The organism is Rhizobium sp. SEMIA4064, from assembly GCF_003025035.1.
In the GTDB taxonomy this organism is placed as follows: domain Bacteria; phylum Pseudomonadota; class Alphaproteobacteria; order Rhizobiales; family Rhizobiaceae; genus Rhizobium; species Rhizobium paranaense.
This window is the reverse complement of the sequence record NZ_PYJN01000013.1, coordinates 302,884-320,895: the sequence shown is the minus strand read 5'-3', so window position 1 is coordinate 320,895 and position 18,012 is coordinate 302,884. Positions and strand designations below refer to the sequence as shown.

Below are 18,012 nucleotides of genomic sequence, written 5' to 3'. Positions count from 1 at the left end.
CAGTGCCGGCAAATTCCCGGGAACCGGACTGACGCCTTAAAACGACAATAACCGCAGAATGCGGCGAAATCGTCCCTGCCTAGCGCTACACGAATTCGGGCGCCGGCGGGAACGGTGCGCGCTGACGAACAGCGCGCACCCTATCGGCTATTACTCGGCTGCGTCCGGAAGCTGGCCCGCTGCCTGCAGCTCGTCGACCTTGGAGTTTTCCAATTCGACGCTGAGACCCAGCGACCGCATTTCCTTGACGAGAACGTTGAAGCTCTCCGGAATGCCCGCTTCGAAGGTGTCGTCGCCACGAACGATGGCTTCGTAGACCTTGGTGCGGCCGGCCACGTCGTCCGACTTGACCGTGAGCATTTCCTGCAGCGTGTAGGCTGCGCCGTAAGCTTCGAGCGCCCAGACTTCCATTTCGCCGAAGCGCTGACCGCCGAACTGCGCCTTACCGCCCAGCGGCTGCTGGGTGACGAGCGAGTACGGGCCGATTGAGCGGGCGTGGATCTTGTCGTCGACCAGGTGGTTCAGCTTCAGCATGTAGATGTAGCCAACCGTGACCTGGCGGTCGAACTGCTCGCCGGTACGACCGTCATAGAGCGTCGACTGACCGGTCTGCTTAAGACCTGCCATTGCGAGCATCTCGTTGACGTCGACTTCGCCGGCGCCGTCGAAGACCGGGGTCGCGATGGACACGCCACGCTTCCACTGATCGGCCAGACGCAGAACCGACGCGTCGTCATACTCGTGAACGTCGTCGCTCTTCGGACCGTCGCCGACGACCATGTCGATCGTCTGGCGCAAAGGCTCGATGTTGCCGCTTGCCTTATAGGCTTCGATCAGCTCGCCGATCTGACGACCCATGCCGGCGCAAGCCCAGCCAAGGTGCGTCTCGAGAATCTGACCGACGTTCATGCGCGACGGCACGCCGAGCGGGTTCAGCACGATGTCGACATGCGTACCGTCTTCGAGGAACGGCATGTCTTCGACCGGCACGATGCGCGATACAACACCCTTGTTGCCGTGACGGCCGGCCATCTTGTCGCCCGGCTGGATCTTACGCTTCACAGCGACGAAGACCTTGACCATCTTCATGACGCCCGGAGGCATTTCATCGCCGCGCTGGACCTTCTCGACCTTGTCCATGAAGCGCTGTTCAAGGCGCGACTTGGACTCGTCGTACTGGCCGCGCAGAGCTTCGAGCTCGCCCTGGACCTTTTCGTCCTCGACAGCGAACATCCACCACTGCGAGCGCGGATATTCGGAGACGACGGCGTTGGACAGTTCCGTGCCCTTCTTGAAGCTCTTCGGACCGGCAAGTGCAACCTGGCCGCGGAGCATTTCGATCAGGCGGCCGTAGACGTTACGGTCGAGGATCGCCTGTTCGTCGTCGCGGTCCTTGGCCAGACGTTCGATCTCTTCGCGCTCGATCGCCATGGCGCGTTCGTCCTTCTCGACGCCGTGGCGGTTGAAGACGCGAACTTCGACGACCGTACCGTAGGTGCCGGGCGGCATGCGCATGGAGGTGTCGCGAACGTCGGACGCCTTTTCACCGAAGATGGCACGCAGGAGCTTTTCTTCCGGCGTCATCGGGCTTTCGCCCTTCGGCGTGATCTTGCCGACGAGGATGTCGCCCGGCTGAACTTCAGCGCCGATGTAAACGATGCCGGCTTCGTCCAGGTTCTTCAGCGCTTCTTCCGAAACGTTCGGAATGTCGCGGGTGATTTCTTCCGGACCGAGCTTGGTGTCGCGCGCCATCACTTCGAATTCTTCGATGTGGATGGAGGTGAACACGTCGTCGGCAACGATACGCTCGGAGAGCAGGATCGAGTCTTCGTAGTTGTAGCCGTTCCACGGCATGAACGCGACGAGCACGTTGCGGCCGAGCGCCAGATCGCCAAGATCGGTCGACGGACCGTCGGCCAAGATGTCGCCCTTGTTGACCACGTCACCGACGGTGACCAGCGGACGCTGGTTGACGCAGGTGTTCTGGTTCGAACGCTGGAACTTCATCAGGCGGTAGATATCGACGCCGGACTTCGACGGATCGAGGTCTTCGGTGGCGCGGATAACGATACGCGTTGCGTCGACCTGGTCGACCACCCCGCCGCGGCGGGCGCCGATAGCAGCACCAGAGTCACGGGCGACAACCGGCTCCATGCCGGTGCCGACGAACGGAGCTTCGGCGCGCAGAAGCGGCACGGCCTGACGCTGCATGTTCGAGCCCATGAGAGCGCGGTTGGCGTCGTCGTTTTCCAGGAATGGGATCAGAGCAGCAGCGACCGAAACAAGCTGCTTCGGCGAGACGTCCATCAGGTTGATGTTGTCGCGCGGAGCGAGCATGACTTCGCCAGCATGACGGCAAACGACGAATTCCTCGATGAAGGAACCGTCGGCGTCGAGCTCGGCGTTGGCCTGAGCAACGTAGTACTTCGCCTCTTCCATGGCGGAGAGGTAGAGCACGTCGTTGGTCACCTTACCGTCGATGATGCGGCGATAAGGGCTTTCGATGAAGCCGTACTTGTTGACGCGGGCAAAGGTCGCCAGCGAGTTGATGAGACCGATGTTCGGGCCTTCCGGCGTTTCGATCGGGCAAATGCGACCATAGTGGGTCGGATGCACGTCGCGGACTTCGAAGCCGGCGCGTTCGCGGGTCAAACCGCCCGGGCCAAGAGCCGAAAGACGGCGCTTGTGGGTGATTTCCGAGAGCGGGTTCACCTGGTCCATGAACTGCGAGAGCTGCGAGGAGCCGAAGAATTCGCGAACGGCGGCAGCGGCCGGCTTCGCGTTGATCAGATCCTGCGGCATAACCGTGTCGATTTCGATCGAGGACATACGTTCCTTGATCGCGCGCTCCATGCGGAGCAGGCCGAGACGGTACTGGTTTTCCATCAGCTCGCCGACCGAGCGGACGCGGCGGTTGCCGAGGTTGTCGATGTCGTCGATTTCGCCCTTGCCGTCGCGCAGTTCGACCAGCATCTTGACCACGGCCAGGATGTCGTCCTTGCGCAGGATGCGGACGGTGTCTTCGACGTCGAGATCGAGGCGCATGTTCATCTTCACGCGGCCGACGGCGGAGAGGTCGTAACGCTCCGCATCGAAGAACAGCGAGTTGAACATGGCTTCGGCCGATTCCATGGTCGGCGGTTCACCCGGACGCATGACGCGGTAGATGTCGAACAGAGCGTCTTGACGGTTCTCGTTCTTGTCCGCAGACAGCGTGTTACGGATGTAGGCGCCGACGTTGATATGGTCGATGCCGAGAACCGGGATTTCGTCGAAACCAGCCTTGAGGATCACCGGAAGGGTCTTCTCGTCGATTTCATCGCCGGCTTCGAGATAGATCTCACCGGTCTGGAAGTTGACGATGTCTTCCGCCAGGAACAGGCCGTAAAGCTCCTCGTCGGTGGCCTTCAAGGCCTTGAGGCCCTTTTCCTGCAACTGACGCAGCAGGCGCGGGGTCAGCTTCTTGCCGCCTTCGACTACGACTTCGCCGGTATCGGCGTCGATCATGTCGGTAACGGTCTTGGCGCCCTTCAGCGTTTCCGCCTTGAAGGGAATGCGCCAGCCCTCGCCGGAGCGCTCATAGAGCGACTTCGTGTAGAAGGTCGACAGGATTTCTTCGCCGTCCATGCCGAGCGCCATCAGCAGCGACGTCACCGGAATCTTGCGGCGGCGGTCGATACGGGCGTAGACGATGTCCTTGGCGTCGAATTCGATATCGAGCCAGGAGCCGCGGTACGGAATGACGCGAGCAGCGAAGAGCAGCTTGCCGGAAGAGTGGCTCTTGCCCTTGTCGTGGTCGAAGAAGACGCCCGGCGAACGGTGCATCTGGGACACGATAACGCGCTCGGTGCCGTTCACGATGAAGGTACCGTTGTTCGTCATGAGCGGCATGTCGCCCATGTAAACGCTCTGTTCCTTGATGTCCTTGATAGACTTCGCGCCGGTATCTTCGTCGATATCGAACACGATCAGACGGAGAGTGACCTTCAGCGGCGCGGCGTAGGTCAGGTCGCGCTGGCGGCATTCGTCGACGTCGAACTTCGGCGGTTCGAACTCATAGGATACAAACTCCAGCATGGAAGCGCCGGAGAAATCGGTGATCGGGAAAACCGACTTGAATACGGCCTGGAGACCCTCGTCAGGGCGGCCGCCCTTGGGCTCTTCGACCATGAGGAACTGATCGTAGGACGCCTTCTGAACCTCGATGAGGTTCGGCATCTCTGCGACTTCGGGAATCTTACCAAAAAACTTGCGTACGCGCCTGCGACCGTTGAACGAAAGGGTCTGAGCCATCGTCGCTCCTTTAAAATCCTGCACCCGGGCCTGCAACGGATGGGAACCGCTGGCCAGGCGATCCCATCAATCAATGAGTAGTTCAATCTCGTCTAACTAACCGAAAACCGCTCGGCACGGATTGCGTCGCGGTTCGGTCTGAGACCATCCTCTTGAAGAACCCATTACCCAAAAGCCGTTTTAGCCGCGGCTTTTGGGTAATTTGTTCGGAAAAACGGCAAATGGGAGGCGGCAAAATGCCACCTCCCAAAGCAGTTTCAAGCTTACTTGACGTCGGCCTTTGCGCCAGCGTCTTCGAGCTTCTTCTTGATGTCAGCGGCTTCAGCCTTGGAAACGCCTTCCTTGACAGCCTTCGGAGCGGCTTCAACGAGGTCCTTGGCTTCCTTGAGGCCGAGACCGGTGATGGCGCGGACTTCCTTGATGACGTTGATCTTGTTCGCGCCGGCATCAGCGAGGATGACGTCGAACTCGGTCTTTTCTTCTTCAACGACAGCAGCAGCGCCAGCACCACCAGCAACGGCAGCAACAGCTACCGGAGCAGCGGCGGAAACGCCCCACTTTTCTTCGAGGAGCTTGGACAGTTCTGCGGCTTCGAGAACGGTCAGCGAGGAAAGGTCTTCAACGATCTTTGCGAGATCAGCCATTTTTGTAGTTCCTTTTGTTCGGTTCGAACTGGTTGATTATGAACAGCGAAAAACCGCCTTAAGCGGCTTCGTCCTTCTTGGCGTAGGCCGAGAACACACGAGCAAGCTGGCTTGCCGGTGCTGCAACCACACCTGCGATGCGGGTAGCCGGGGTCTGGATCATGCCCAGCAGCTTTGCACGCAGCTCGTCCAGCGAAGGCAGGGTCGCGAGCGACTTGACGCCTTCCGGGTTGAGCGTGGTTGTTCCCATGGCGCCGCCCAGAACAACGATCTTATCGTTGGTCTTGGCGAAATCCACGACGACCTTCGGAGCGGTAATCGGATCGGTGCTGTATGCGATCAGCGTCTGACCCGTGAAGAGATTGGAAATCCCTTCTGCATCCGTGCCCTGAAGAGCAATTTTGGCCAGGCGGTTCTTCGCGACTTTGACGGTGCCGCCAGCAGCGCGCATCTTGGAACGGAAATCGTTCATCTGAGCGACTGTAGCACCAGCATAGTGGGCCACGACAACCGAGCCCGAAGCCTTGAAGACTTCGTTCAGTTCCGTGACGAATTCGCGTTTTTCCGCTCTTTCCACTGCTTTTCTCCAGTTGACAGGACCGCGATAAACGGACCTGCCGGGTTGCCTTTTGCCTCCTGGGATCAGCTAAGAGATCCCAAGCGACGCTTGAGGATCCTGTCCCCTCGCGCTCGAGCCGTAAGGCTCCAAGGCACAAGGCATCCAAGGCTCGAACCGAGTTTATCGAAGCAGAACTTCTTCAAAATTCGGGTCTTACCCGTCTCATGCAGGCAAAGTGATTAAGGTCTCAACCACCTGCAATCTCGGACAGGAATTCCGGATTTCTCCGGATATCCTGGCCCCGAAGGGCCAGGAATTCTTAAATGCCGGGCAACAGGCCCGACAAAACCATTAGGCGCTCGGTGCCGTAACCGTCGACGGCTCGATCTTGACGCCCGGGCCCATGGTCGAAGAGATCGCTACGCGCTTGACGTAGTTGCCCTTTGCACCGGCCGGCTTCGCCTTGATAACGGCGTCAGCGAAGGCGCGGATGTTTTCTTCCAGAGCCTTGGCATCGAAGGAGGCCTTGCCGATACCGGCATGGACGATACCAGCCTTCTCGACGCGGAACTCGACTGCGCCGCCCTTGGAGGCTTCGACAGCACCCTTGACGTCCATGGTGACGGTGCCGACCTTCGGGTTCGGCATCATGCCGCGCGGGCCGAGAACCTTACCGAGACGGCCGACGAGCGGCATCATGTCCGGGGTCGCAATGCAGCGATCGAAGTCGATCTTGCCGCCCTGGACGATTTCAACGAGGTCTTCTGCGCCAACGATGTCAGCGCCGGCAGCCTTGGCTTCATCAGCCTTGGCGCCACGAGCGAAGACGGCAACGCGAACCGTACGGCCGGTGCCGTTCGGCAGGTTGACGACGCCGCGAACCATCTGGTCAGCGTGACGCGGGTCAACGCCGAGGTTCATTGCGATTTCGACGGTTTCGTCGAACTTGGCGACAGCCCGTTCCTTGACCATGCCGATAGCCTGGGTCAGAGCATAGAGCTTAGTGGGATCGACGCCTTCGCGGATCTTCTGAATACGCTTTGCAACCATGGTCTTAACCTACCACTTCCAGGCCCATGGCGCGGGCAGAGCCCTCGATCATGGCCATTGCGCCTTCGATATCGGCGGCGTTCAGATCCTTCATCTTGGCTTCGGCAATCGACTTGACCTGAGCCTTGGTGAGCGTGCCAGCCTTGGCACCCTTGCCCGGCGTCTTCGAGCCGGACTGGATCTTCGCTTCCTTCTTCAGGAAGTAGCTGACCGGCGGCTGCTTCATGACGAAGGTGAAGGACTTGTCCTGGTAGTAGGTGATGACGACCGGGATCGGCATACCCTTTTCCATTTCCTGCGTGGCGGCATTGAACGCCTTACAGAATTCCATGATGTTAATGCCACGCTGACCAAGCGCAGGACCGATCGGCGGCGACGGATTCGCCGAGCCGGCCTTAACCTGCAGCTTGAGCTGGCCTGCAACTTTCTTAGCCATATCTCTCTGCCTTTCTGATTGACCGGTTGCCCGGCCCATTATGCCGGATTGCTCCGGCGGCTGCGGTTGCGTGGTGCGGATCAAAAGGTCCGGCTAAGACCCCTGCCCTTCCACGCGGATTGCGGCTTCGCCGCGAGGTGTAAGCAAATACTCACTTACACCCAAACTCAAACAAACGATCAGACCTTCTCGACCTGACTGTATTCCAGCTCGACCGGCGTAGCGCGGCCGAAAATCGACACTTCCACCTTCAGGCGCGAACGCTCTTCGTCCACATCCTGAACCGTGCCGTTGAACGACGCGAACGGACCGTCGGAAACGCGGACCTGCTCGCCGATCTCGAAGGACACCGAAGCCTTCGGCCGCTCGACGCCTTCCTGGACCTGACCGAGAATACGCTCGGCTTCATAATCCGGAATCGGAACGGGCTTATTGTCGGAGCCGAGAAAGCCTGTGACCTTCGGCGTATTCTTGATCAGGTGGTAGGCTTCATCCGTCAGGTTGGCGCGCACCAGCACATAACCCGGGAAGAACTTGCGCTCGCTGTCGACCTTGCGGCCGCGGCGCACTTCAACCACCTTTTCGGTCGGCACAAGGATCTTCTCGAACAGATGCTCGAGACCCTTCTGCTTGGCCTTCTCCTCGATGGATTCAGCCACCTTCTTTTCGAAGTTAGAATATGCGTGGACGATGTACCAACGTGCCGCCATGTTCATCTCCACCCGATATCAATTGCCGGTATTCAGCACGTAGCCGAGAATCCAGCCAATGAGCTGGTCAGCAGCAAAGAAAAACAACGAGGCGAAAAGGACCATAACGAGTACCATCACCGTCGAGATCATCGTCTCACGGCGGGACGGCCAAGTGATTTTCGACGTCTCGGAGCGGACCTGCTGCAGAAACGCAAGTGGATTCGATTTGGATGCCATTGACTGCCCACGCAATTACGGCGCGTAAAGCTGAACATATCAGCCCCACGCACCGCGTGTCTGTTGAACCCTACATAAACATCGATTCCCAATTTAACAAGAGGGAATTCGGTGCTTTCGAAAATTTGCCGCCAAACCGGCATAATCCCCAACCCAAGAAGCAGCGAAACCGACGCGCTATTCAAATCAAGGAAGATGGCAGGGGCAGCAGGGCTCGAACCTACGACCTGCGGTTTTGGAGACCGCCGCTCTACCAACTGAGCTATACCCCTTCATGCTTCGATCACTGGCACCGAGCGGTGACCCGCCAGCGCCTTTCGAAGGCATGGCGCTCCTTTAAGACGGGACGAAACGATTGGCAAGTGCGTTTTTCGTTTTTTCCCAAGAGGGTGCGCAGCTTCGTTCAATGCGGACAATTCCCGAAGGCGCCGACCACAGGAATTGCGGGCTTTGCCGCATCTCCCGAATGTGTCGCGCGGGCAATTCTCAACCTTCCTTCGGCTCTCCCGGCGTTCCCTTGGGCTTCCGCTTCAGGAATTTCGGCCTGAGGTGACGCAGAAAATTGTCTGTGGAGCGAATCACATTGGTCAACGAGATCAGCTTGTCGACTTCCGCGTCGGTATTGCCGAGCCGCTCGGTCAGCACCTCTGCCGCAGCCAGCGCAATTTCGGCCGGCGGAACCTCACAGAAGCGCTCGGCAAGCCGGATGTAGGGATTGAGCGAAACGCCGCCGTGGATGACGATCTTTCCAAGACGGGCAAAGAGGCGCAGGAAGGTCTGCTCGAAGGTCCAGTCGTGAACAGACACGACCCTCCATTTTTCGCTACGCTTGGCCGAGAAGCCGGCAAGCACGATGGCGCCGGGCAGTTTCAGATCGCTCAGCCAAAGCGCCATGGCAAAGCCGCTGGTCGGCGTCTTGCCCTCCGTGTAGAAATCGCTGCAGAAGCCGACGAGATCGAGGTGGCCTGTGGGCGCGCCCTGGAAATCGGCGGCAGGATTCAGTTTTTCCTCGCGCCCGAGGCGGATGTTCATGATCCCGAGGAAATATTCCTTCGGGAAGAATTTGACGACGTCACCCACCTCGCCCCGATAGACGATATTCGCGCCGCGCGGTTGTCCGCGCGAAATCAGCAGCGAATGCCCGTGGAACGGGCGGTCCAGGACCTTGTAGACCTTATTGAAGAAGATGAAGAGCGCGCTCGACGGAAACTGCTGCTGGAGGCTGCCGATATCGACCGCATCGCTGTTTGCGACAAGAACGATGTGGGAGAAGGCCGCCAGCACGGACCGCCATTCATCGGCGGTCGTCAAGCCTGTGGCGGCCCCTGCAGCCGGGAAGCCGATTTCGTTGTTTCCTGCTTCGACACCCACGCCCGGATCCAGCCCGGTTACTTCTGCTGGACGTGCAGCATGCGATCACGCATGGCGAACCATTCTTCGGCGTAGTCGTCGTTGCGATACTCGTCGAAATACGGACCGCCATCGGTGAAGTGCACCAGTTGGGCATCCGACCGGTAGTCATATTCGTTGACGAGGTAATTCCAGGTCACGGGAACCTCACCGATCTGATCTTCGCTTTCCAACCATTTGAACTGGTGAAGCTGCAGGCCCGTGGCGGTGTTGACGTAATCCTTCGTCAATGCCCGGCATTTGGCATTGTTGAAAAGGATCATGCTCGACCAGTTCTTCTTTTCATATTTGGTCTGCGTCTGGCCGAGGAACTTGGTCTCGATTTTCGGCTGGTAGTCGTGCTTGACGCACATTGCGGCATAGCGGTCGTCGCGCAGCTTCCAGAGTTCGGCAATGTCGGCGCGAGCCAGCATGTCGCAATCCATGAAGATGCTCCAGCCCTCGTAATTGCTGAGGTAAGGAACCAGAAAGCGGGAGAAGGAAAATTCGGTCGACTGCAGCGGGTTGCGCTCGCGCGTGAAAATGCCGTCGAGATTGCTGAGAACGATCGGCGAAAACGCCACCGGGATCGAAGAGTGCTCGATTATGCTTTGCGCGAGGACGTGATAGGCGACGACTTCCTTAGAATCAAAGCCGACAAAAATACGTGCAACACCGTCGTTCATAGTCCCTCCGAAGCGGCTGACCACCAAAGGGATCAACCGGTTAATAGCTTTCAAGTCGCAGCGCAAATCGCGTTGCGAAGCATCCTGCCGGCTCGCAAGCCACATGATGTCTATTCAAAACACGAGTCCCAACCGCATCATGGAAAACAACTGCAATTTCCACGATACGCCCCGCGAACGCAAACCTACTTACTTCAACTCGGATATTTGTCGAGTGTTTGCGGAAGCATTTTTGGTTTTCTTCCGTAACAAATGGAGAGCCATCATTGCTCTCGACGGGGTTTCGACCGGGCGTCGCAACGGCGCCCGGCTTTCATTTCATTCGGCAATGCAGCCTCAAACCTTCACGTAGCGGCGCCAGTTATGCTCTTCCTTGAAGCCCAGGACTTCACGGATCTTGCGGTTGGAGAGCAGGCCTTCATACTCGCCGATCTCGCGGGTAAACGGCACGTTCGGGAAGTATTTGGCGGCAAGATCCCGGGACGGCGTGTTGGCCGATACCGTGTCGTTGGCGGCGTTGAACACCTGAAAGCCGAGACCGCTTTTTTCAATACAGAGATGGACGATCTGGCCGAGATCGCGTGCGTCGATATAGCTCCAGGCTATGCGCTTGCGGATGTCGGTGTCGGCAAAATATTCCGGGAAACGCTCATATTCATGAGGCTCAATGACGTTGCCGATGCGCAGCGCATAGATGTCGATGCCGAAACGCTCAGCGAAGGCGCGTGCCGTCTTCTCGTTCAGGACCTTCGAGAGGCCATAGGAATCCATCGGATTGACATCATAGTCCTCTTCCAGCGGGAACTGATGGAAATCGCGATGGCCTTCGGCAAAGCAGACGCCATAGGTCGTTTCGCTGGAGGCGACGATGATCTTCTTGACGCCGAGCTTTGCCGCCGCTTCGATGACATTGTAAGTGCCCATCGTATTGATGCGGAAGGTCTCGTTGTCAGGCTTGATCAGAATACGCGGCACGGCGGCGAAATGCACGACGGCGTCGTAGGGCTGCACACCCTTTCCATGATCGAGATCGGGGAAATCCCGATGCATGGTGAGCACGTTGTAGACTTGTCCTGCATCGGTGATATCGGCATTCAGATTGGTAACGCCGGGGCTGTCCAGCGGCACGAGATCCACATTGTGGACCTCGTAACCGGCATTAATTAGCCAGGGAACGGTATGACGCCCGGCCTTGCCGCTACCGCCGGTGAACAGAATACGTTTCTTCATGAAATCTCCTCCAGGTAAAATCGAGCGATAGATAGGCCCTTTCGGGCATTTCGCAAGACATCGGCCGTGGGACATTCTGCTGCGATTCCTTGCCGAGCAGCAGTAACCCACCAAAGTCACCAACCGGAGACTATCGATGGATTGGTTTACGACGACTGCTTGTGCAGATGTTCCAACATGTGCTCAACACATTGATCAAGCGAAAGCCGGCTCGTATCGAATACCTCGCAGCCATGCTGGACGGCCTCCCCGCACAGATAGGCAGCCCAGTTCATCATGTCCTTGTTCGCGAGCTCCGGCTGGCCTCTTCCGACCGCAAGCCGCTCCGTTCTTGTAGCATCGTCGCAATCAACCAGGAGCAGCTTGTAGTCGGCGATATTGGCCGCCGCGGCTGCTTCGAGGACGAAAGCGATCCGCATCTGCCCTTCAAACAAGACCGGCTTTCCACTCCGCGCAACCCTCGCCAAGCGCACCATCCATTCCACGGTCTTGTCGCGCTGCCAGGCTTCCGGCGAGCCGTGATCCCTGATCATCGCATCCACTGCCGGCACGCCGATGCTGTCGAACCGATAGATCGCAAAATCATCCGGATACCTCTCGGCGATCGCATCGGCAATTGCCGTCTTTCCGGAGCCGGATGCGCCTGTCAGAACGATCAATCCCATTGGTTTCCTCCGAAATGCGAAAGGCCCCGCTGTTTCCAGCGGGGCCTTCGTAACCACGAATAATCCGGAGATTACTCGACGATGCTAGCGACGATGCCGGCGCCGACGGTACGGCCGCCTTCGCGGATCGCGAAGCGCAGCTTTTCTTCCATCGCGATCGGAACGATCAGCTCGACGTCAACCGTGATGTTGTCGCCAGGCATAACCATTTCCGTGCCTTCCGGAAGCGTCACGATACCCGTCACGTCCGTCGTGCGGAAGTAGAACTGCGGACGGTAGTTCGTGAAGAACGGCGTATGACGGCCGCCTTCTTCCTTCGTCAGGATGTAGGCTTCGGCCTTGAACTTCTTGTGCGGCTTTACAGTGCCCGGCTTGCAAAGGATCTGGCCACGCTCGACGCCGTCACGGTTCACACCGCGGATCAGCGCGCCGATGTTGTCGCCAGCCTGGCCCTGATCGAGCAGCTTACGGAACATTTCAACGCCGGTAACCGTCGTCTTCGACGTCGGACGAATGCCGACGATTTCGACTTCTTCACCAACCTTGACAATGCCACGCTCGACGCGGCCCGTCACAACCGTACCACGGCCGGAGATCGAGAACACGTCTTCGATCGGCATCAGGAACGGCTGGTCGATCGGACGCTCAGGCGTCGGGATGTAGGCGTCAACCGCTGCCATCAGCTCGCGGATCGCGTCTTCGCCGATCTTCTTGTCGCTGTCTTCCAGAGCAGCAAGGGCCGAACCCTTGACAACCGGAATGTCGTCGCCCGGGAAGTCGTAGGATGACAGAAGTTCGCGAACTTCAAGCTCGACGAGCTCCAGAAGCTCGGCGTCGTCAACCTGGTCGACCTTGTTCAGGAACACAACGATCGCCGGAACGCCAACCTGGCGGGCGAGCAGGATGTGTTCGCGCGTCTGCGGCATCGGGCCGTCAGCAGCCGAGCAAACCAGGATCGCGCCGTCCATCTGCGCAGCACCCGTGATCATGTTCTTCACATAGTCAGCGTGGCCGGGGCAGTCGACGTGCGCGTAGTGACGAGCAGGCGTCTCATATTCAACGTGCGCCGTCGAAATCGTGATGCCGCGTGCCTTTTCTTCCGGTGCCGCGTCGATCTGGTCATACGCCTTGAACTCACCGAAGAACTTCGTGATCGCTGCCGTCAGAGACGTCTTGCCGTGGTCAACGTGGCCGATCGTGCCGATGTTAACGTGCGGCTTATTGCGCTCAAACTTACTCTTTGCCATTTGAATGCTTCCTGTGAACGTAAATGGGTGACCCCGGCGAACCGGTTTAGTGCCGCCGTTTAAGGCTTTCATCGCGTTTGCGCAAGACTTAATTGCAGGCCCTATTCTTGGCGAAGTGTAGCCGATGGCGGACAATGCGCGCCGTCGACATTGATTCGCCGCGAAGGTTTCGCCGGCCGATCCGGAAAGACGCAAAAGCATTTGCCGGTTCAGATGCTTAGATAGGGTCGCTGAGGAAATAGTTCCAGGTGTCCCACGCTTCTCCGCGGAATTGAACGCGCCTGTGGATCGCGAAACAACAAAAACGCCCTCCCCGATCAAGAAAAGGCTTCAAGGGATAGGCTTTCGGAAGGAGACTTCTTTCCGAACGATATGCAGCAGTCAATCAGGGAGGTCGGCCATTGCAGAATGTCCGGCAATAGATCTATGCGGCAGTGATTCAGCAATTGGAAATCTTGGAGCGGGTAGCGGGAATCGAACCCGCGTATTCAGCTTGGAAGGCTGCTGCTCTACCATTGAGCTATACCCGCGGGTGGCCAAGATCCTGCGCGGAATGGTGGAGGGAGTTGGATTTGAACCAACGTAGGCTGAGCCAACGGATTTACAGTCCGTCCCCTTTAACCACTCGGGCATCCCTCCAGTTTTCCGACTGGATCTTGCGACCAAGCTTGCTAGACCGGACGTCGCCGCCGCGATCTGCGCCGCGTATATGACCGGACCGTTTCCGTCTGTCAACATGAGGTTCGGGCAAAAATGACGAAAAAATTTCAACTTGCTGCAAAAGCCCACAGACGAAAGAGGACTATGCGCTCAAGGGCGCTCCCGCTATAAAGCCGCATGAGCAAAGACAAAACATCCGGCCGTTCCGGCCCTGAGAACACCGCCGGCGACAAGTCGGCCAAGGACACGCACTACGCAACCCTGCGGCGCGCGCATCGCGACGCCAAACGCGAGCGCGGCGAAATCCCGACGCCGACGCCACAGAAGCGCAAGCGGGCGGGCGCCGACGATTGGAAGCCGCCGGCGTTGGCTCCCGACCAGGTCTATCTCTACGGTCTGCATACGGTCCGCGCGGCCCTTGCCAATCCCGAACGCAAGAATATCAAGCTGTCGACGACGCAGAATGCGCTGGTGCGGCTGGAAATCGGACCTGCCGACGAACTCGGCATTCCCGTCGAAATCGTCTCGCCGCAGGATATCGACAAGGTGCTTGGTCCCGAAGCAATCCACCAGGGTGTGATGCTGGAGACGCGTCCCCTGCCCGTGCGCCGACTGGAGGCGCTGAAGGACAGCCCGCTGCTGCTGGTTCTCGATCAGGTGACCGATCCGCATAATGTCGGCGCGATCATGCGCTCGGCCGTCGCCTTCGACGCGGGCGCCGTTATCACGACACAGCGCCATAGCCCGACCGAATCGGGCGTGATGGCGAAATCCGCCTCCGGCGCGCTTGAGCTTATCCCTTACATACAGATCACCAATCTTGCCGACGCGCTCGGCGAGCTGCACCGCCTCGGCTTCGTCACCATCGGACTTGATTCGGAAGGACCGGCGCCGCTCGAAGGCACGTTTTCAGGTGAGAAAGTTGCCTTGGTCCTCGGCTCCGAGGGCAAGGGCCTGCGCCAGAAGACGCGGGAAACGGTAAACGCGCTGGCGCGCCTCGACATGCCGGGCGCGATCAAATCACTCAACGTCTCGAACGCGGCCGCGATCGCCCTCTATGCAGCGCGGTCCTATCTGAAAATCTAGCGGCACTGGGGTTGCCGCAGCAGATTTGGGGGAATTTGTCTTGATCCGCAGTTTTTGTCTCGCGGCGGCTTCTGCCGCCTTCATGCTCGCCGTCGGGCAACCGGCTGCTGCCGCCGACGACGAACTTATCAAGTCCCAAGCTGGCCCATGGCTGCTGGCGCCCGAAAGCGGCGCCAAGGGCTGCCGCCTCACCTTCGAAACCACCCCGGCGACCGGCGGCTACGCCATCAGCGGCGCGGATGCCTGCGCAACAGCCCTGCCCACCTACGCCAAGGCGGCCGCCTGGAATTTCAGCGATGACGGCACGCTCACGCTTTTCGATGCGACGCAGAAGGTGGTGGCTCGCTTCCAGGAAGAAGAGGGTTCGCCCTGGGAGAGCGAAGACGGAGACCCGACCTGGCTGCTGCCGGCGCTAGGGGACGTCGACCATGTCCCAACCGTCGCGACTCTAGCAGGCACCTGGCAGATCCAGCAACCCGACGGCAAACTCATCTGCAACATCACGCTGTCCAGCGATACCGACGCGGACGGGACGCCAAAAATGTCATCGGGCGGTGACTGCCCTGCCGACGTTCGCGATCTCAAGCTTTCCCTCTGGGTCATGGAGGGTTTTGGCCTGGTGATGATGGGCATTGACGGCTCTTCGCTCTCCTTCGACATGCGGCCCGATGGCGGCTTTCAGAAATCCGAGGAAGAAGAGGGAGAACCGATGGTGCTGATCCGCAAGTAAGGCAGCCAAGAACCCCGATATCCCGCTCGTGGGCTGACGTCCGAGAAATGTGACTATGTTAGCTTGAGCCGGTCCGAACCCGGCCAATTATTGTCACATATTGGAAAAACAGGTCCAGGGCGCATGATTTTATCGAATATCCGCAAATTCATCTTCCACGAATTGCGAAGTGTAGAAGGATATATTGACCCACCGGACGCCCTTGTTTATCTCTCCATTTTGGAACGCCAAAGAGCACATGGATTGGGCGGCGGAATTGCCGAAATCGGCGTCTATTTCGGCCGTTCTTATTTTCTCCTGAAAAAGATCACATCGCCGGAAGATCGGGTGCTTGGCATCGATCTCTTCGACATCGGGGAGATGTCGAATGGCGTTTCCGAGCAATACCGAGCATTTCTCGAGAATGGCCATCGGCTCGGATTGCCTGTCGACGAGGATTTGCTGGTCGTCGGCGATAGTTCGGAGCTATCGCCGCAAGACATATCGAGCAAGGTCGGCAAGGTGCGCTTCTTCAGCGTCGATGGCGGACATACATTGTCGAATCTGGAGGCCGACAGCCGCCTGGCAAAGGAGACGATCGCCGACCATGGCGTCATCGTCTTCGACGATACTTTCAATCCCGCTTGGCCGGAAGTCACCGTCGGCGTCGCGGATTTCCTGCGCAACAACGACGAGGCCTTCTCGGCCTTCTGCATGACGAAATACAAAACCTATGTCTGCCGGCGCGAGTTCCACGATTTCTACCGTGCGGCTATCCTGCGAGCGCCGCATCTCAGAGCCTTCGAGCTGGCGGAAACGCATTTTCTGGGGTCCGATGCCGTCCGCCTGCACAATCCCTTCGGCCGGCGCATACTCTATGAACTCATGACCCGCTCGGGTATGAGCGCCATTTCAGAGCGCGCATACCGCTGTCACTAGCGCCTAGCGAACTGCAATAGGCTGCGGATGCCAAGCGGATTGCTGCCACGGAGATCGCTCTGTGACCGGGCATCCATCCTGTAGCTTCGACCAGGAGGTGACGTTGAGGTTCATCTCGCACTGCGCGAGATAGCTTTTACCGTCCACGGTCATGCAGGCGACGTCGCCGACCGCATGCAGCTTTCCGTCCGTGTTTTTGCAGTAGCAATCCTGCCCGGCCAAAGCTGGCGTGGTCGCAATCACCACAAGCGACAATCCCAAGACAATATGCCTGAATGTCCTGCGCATAGACGTGCCCTCGCCCGCCGTTGATGGGGAGAGTCTATGCCTATTTTAGACGTTGTAAATGCGCCCGTATCCGACGGATTCCCAGCCGAAATTTGGTTGAGAATCCAATAGGTCAGGTACGCGCCCGCCGCCGCCAATGCATTTCATAACCATAGCAAGCGGGTCGGCGTGGCTTAGTGAATTACCGGATCCGAATCATCAAAGAATGTTCTGATCCCATCGCGCGCGATCGTCGCCAGGAACTCATCGAAGGCTTCGCGGTCCGTCGCGAACGGTTCTTCCCATTCGATGAGATCTTCCTCCGGCGTGATGACTTCCATCCGCCAATCTCCCTGCGTGCCCGCGGGACGGAAGATATCGACGAGCACAGTCACATCATCTTCCGTAAATTCACCGGAGAGCTCGGAATGTTCGAGTTTGGGCTTCTTGGGCTTAACGGTCATATTTTCCCACGTGCGGCGATGACGAGAATCGTAAGTTAGTGATCATCCTGACCATTGCAAAGGGCAGCGGCGTTACAATCGCATGAAGCTGGCGCCGATTTGGCGGCCAAACCCGAAAGATACTGTCGCCGAATGACAACGCTGTACAAGCGGAAGTCATCGTGAGCGTGAATGGGATCCTAGTCTCCCGTCTGAACGACAGAATTCTATTCAGACCGTAGGCAATCCAACGCCGCTCGGCGAGAAATTGGATGGCTTCCTCCCTGTTGGATCAGAGCTTTCCAACGGTAATCAGCAGCCAGATAGCTTTGCAAATAATGTGCAGCACCTGATCTTGAGCGAACGTCGTTTTCCCCCTCACCTTCAGCTCGTCGATGACCGCATGGGCCAACCATTCTGCCAGGCCCAACCACACATTTCCCGTCACCAACGCGACGGCGGCGCCATGGATGCCGGCGTGGGCCAAGAGATGATAGATCCGCAGCGGTCCATTCTGCTTTGCCTTGGCGAGGAAATCACCCTGTAGCGGATAATCACACACCCAGTGCGCGCCCAGCAACATCAGCGCCATCGTCAGAATCTGTTCCATTCTCTCGACACCCGCAATGATCGTTAAATTTCTCTACCTCGCGCTAACCGTTCGCGAAACTCTTCGGTGTAGAGCCTGCACTTGGTTCAATCGGGGATTATAATGAAATATATCCGCATCTTGCCAGCCATTTGCGCGCTGGCTCTCCATTCTGCATGCGGCAAGGATAT

General features: G+C 58.3%; 19 protein-coding genes and 3 tRNA genes. 4 read left to right on the top strand and 18 right to left on the bottom strand.

Annotated elements, in window-relative coordinates:
• Window positions 1-150 precede the first annotated feature (150 nt).
• The 10 genes from rpoB to C9E91_RS08025 form a co-directional block, all read right to left on the bottom strand.
• Entirely contained in the window at window positions 151-4,293 is a 4,143-nt protein-coding gene (gene rpoB, locus C9E91_RS08070; protein WP_107107804.1) for a DNA-directed RNA polymerase subunit beta, read from the bottom strand.
• A gap of 263 nt (window positions 4,294-4,556) precedes the next feature.
• On the bottom strand, window positions 4,557-4,937 hold the full coding sequence (gene rplL / locus C9E91_RS08065; RefSeq protein ID WP_028755229.1) for a 50S ribosomal protein L7/L12: 381 nt from the start codon (window positions 4,935-4,937) through the stop codon (window positions 4,557-4,559).
• Between the two features lie 58 nt (window positions 4,938-4,995).
• Complete coding sequence (gene rplJ, locus C9E91_RS08060) at window positions 4,996-5,514, bottom strand: 50S ribosomal protein L10 (RefSeq protein ID WP_104822778.1); 519 nt, start codon at window positions 5,512-5,514, stop codon at window positions 4,996-4,998.
• 333 nt (window positions 5,515-5,847) lie between these two features.
• On the bottom strand, window positions 5,848-6,546 hold the full coding sequence (gene rplA / locus C9E91_RS08055) for a 50S ribosomal protein L1 (protein WP_028755227.1): 699 nt from the start codon (window positions 6,544-6,546) through the stop codon (window positions 5,848-5,850).
• 4 nt (window positions 6,547-6,550) lie between these two features.
• Window positions 6,551-6,982, bottom strand: coding sequence for a 50S ribosomal protein L11 (rplK, locus tag C9E91_RS08050; protein WP_004123453.1), 432 nt, complete (start codon window positions 6,980-6,982; stop codon window positions 6,551-6,553).
• A gap of 179 nt (window positions 6,983-7,161) precedes the next feature.
• Window positions 7,162-7,692 (bottom strand): transcription termination/antitermination protein NusG, encoded by a 531-nt coding sequence (gene nusG / locus C9E91_RS08045; RefSeq protein ID WP_075857230.1) that lies wholly within the window; start codon window positions 7,690-7,692, stop codon window positions 7,162-7,164.
• Between the two features lie 18 nt (window positions 7,693-7,710).
• Complete coding sequence (gene secE, locus C9E91_RS08040; protein WP_107107803.1) at window positions 7,711-7,911, bottom strand: preprotein translocase subunit SecE; 201 nt, start codon at window positions 7,909-7,911, stop codon at window positions 7,711-7,713.
• A 196-nt stretch (window positions 7,912-8,107) separates the two neighbouring features.
• A tRNA-Trp gene (locus C9E91_RS08035) sits at window positions 8,108-8,183 on the bottom strand.
• 214 nt (window positions 8,184-8,397) lie between these two features.
• Window positions 8,398-9,255 (bottom strand): 3-deoxy-manno-octulosonate cytidylyltransferase, encoded by an 858-nt coding sequence (locus tag C9E91_RS08030; protein WP_181316055.1) that lies wholly within the window; start codon window positions 9,253-9,255, stop codon window positions 8,398-8,400.
• A gap of 44 nt (window positions 9,256-9,299) precedes the next feature.
• The gene (locus C9E91_RS08025; protein ID WP_107107801.1) at window positions 9,300-9,986 is read right to left on the bottom strand and encodes a glycosyltransferase family protein; all 687 of its coding nucleotides are present in this window, start codon (window positions 9,984-9,986) and stop codon (window positions 9,300-9,302) included.
• Window positions 9,987-10,092: 106 nt separating this feature from the next.
• Between C9E91_RS08025 and C9E91_RS19645 the strand changes: the two genes are divergently transcribed.
• Window positions 10,093-10,338: a hypothetical protein gene (locus C9E91_RS19645; protein WP_146143987.1), complete on the top strand. Its 246-nt coding sequence runs from the start codon at window positions 10,093-10,095 to the stop codon at window positions 10,336-10,338.
• On the opposite strand, the gene C9E91_RS08020 is transcribed toward C9E91_RS19645, so the two are convergent.
• From C9E91_RS08020 to C9E91_RS08000, 5 genes are all read right to left on the bottom strand, one after another.
• Window positions 10,323-11,216, bottom strand: a complete 894-nt coding sequence (locus C9E91_RS08020; RefSeq protein WP_107107800.1) for an NAD-dependent epimerase/dehydratase family protein — start codon at window positions 11,214-11,216, stop codon at window positions 10,323-10,325. The genes C9E91_RS19645 and C9E91_RS08020 overlap by 16 nt on opposite strands.
• 146 nt (window positions 11,217-11,362) lie before the next feature.
• A complete protein-coding gene (locus C9E91_RS08015) occupies window positions 11,363-11,881 on the bottom strand; it encodes a P-loop nucleotide/nucleoside kinase family protein (protein ID WP_107107799.1) in 519 nt (172 codons plus the stop codon).
• Window positions 11,882-11,952: 71 nt separating this feature from the next.
• Entirely contained in the window at window positions 11,953-13,128 is a 1,176-nt protein-coding gene (tuf, locus tag C9E91_RS08010; RefSeq protein ID WP_107107798.1) for an elongation factor Tu, read from the bottom strand.
• Window positions 13,129-13,584: 456 nt separating this feature from the next.
• A tRNA-Gly gene (locus C9E91_RS08005) sits at window positions 13,585-13,658 on the bottom strand.
• 24 nt (window positions 13,659-13,682) lie between these two features.
• Window positions 13,683-13,767: transfer RNA gene (locus tag C9E91_RS08000), tRNA-Tyr, on the bottom strand.
• Between the two features lie 198 nt (window positions 13,768-13,965).
• Between C9E91_RS08000 and rlmB the strand changes: the two genes are divergently transcribed.
• The 3 genes from rlmB to C9E91_RS07985 all read left to right on the top strand — a co-directional run bounded on the left by rlmB (window position 13,966) and on the right by C9E91_RS07985 (window position 16,522).
• Window positions 13,966-14,874, top strand: a complete 909-nt coding sequence (rlmB, locus tag C9E91_RS07995) for a 23S rRNA (guanosine(2251)-2'-O)-methyltransferase RlmB (protein WP_107107797.1) — start codon at window positions 13,966-13,968, stop codon at window positions 14,872-14,874.
• A 40-nt stretch (window positions 14,875-14,914) separates the two neighbouring features.
• Window positions 14,915-15,604 (top strand): AprI/Inh family metalloprotease inhibitor, encoded by a 690-nt coding sequence (locus C9E91_RS07990; protein ID WP_107107796.1) that lies wholly within the window; start codon window positions 14,915-14,917, stop codon window positions 15,602-15,604.
• A 123-nt stretch (window positions 15,605-15,727) separates the two neighbouring features.
• Window positions 15,728-16,522 carry a class I SAM-dependent methyltransferase gene (locus C9E91_RS07985; protein ID WP_107107795.1) on the top strand — a complete coding sequence of 265 codons (795 nt, stop codon included), beginning with the start codon at window positions 15,728-15,730 and terminating at the stop codon, window positions 16,520-16,522.
• 3 nt (window positions 16,523-16,525) lie between these two features.
• On the opposite strand, the gene C9E91_RS07980 is transcribed toward C9E91_RS07985, so the two are convergent.
• The 3 genes from C9E91_RS07980 to C9E91_RS07970 all read right to left on the bottom strand — a co-directional run bounded on the left by C9E91_RS07980 (window position 16,526) and on the right by C9E91_RS07970 (window position 17,842).
• Complete coding sequence (locus C9E91_RS07980; RefSeq protein ID WP_107107794.1) at window positions 16,526-16,810, bottom strand: hypothetical protein; 285 nt, start codon at window positions 16,808-16,810, stop codon at window positions 16,526-16,528.
• A gap of 173 nt (window positions 16,811-16,983) precedes the next feature.
• Window positions 16,984-17,253 carry a hypothetical protein gene (locus C9E91_RS07975; protein ID WP_107107793.1) on the bottom strand — a complete coding sequence of 90 codons (270 nt, stop codon included), beginning with the start codon at window positions 17,251-17,253 and terminating at the stop codon, window positions 16,984-16,986.
• A 271-nt stretch (window positions 17,254-17,524) separates the two neighbouring features.
• The gene (locus tag C9E91_RS07970; protein WP_107107792.1) at window positions 17,525-17,842 is read right to left on the bottom strand and encodes a DUF3307 domain-containing protein; all 318 of its coding nucleotides are present in this window, start codon (window positions 17,840-17,842) and stop codon (window positions 17,525-17,527) included.
• Between the last annotated feature and the right edge of the window lie 170 nt (window positions 17,843-18,012).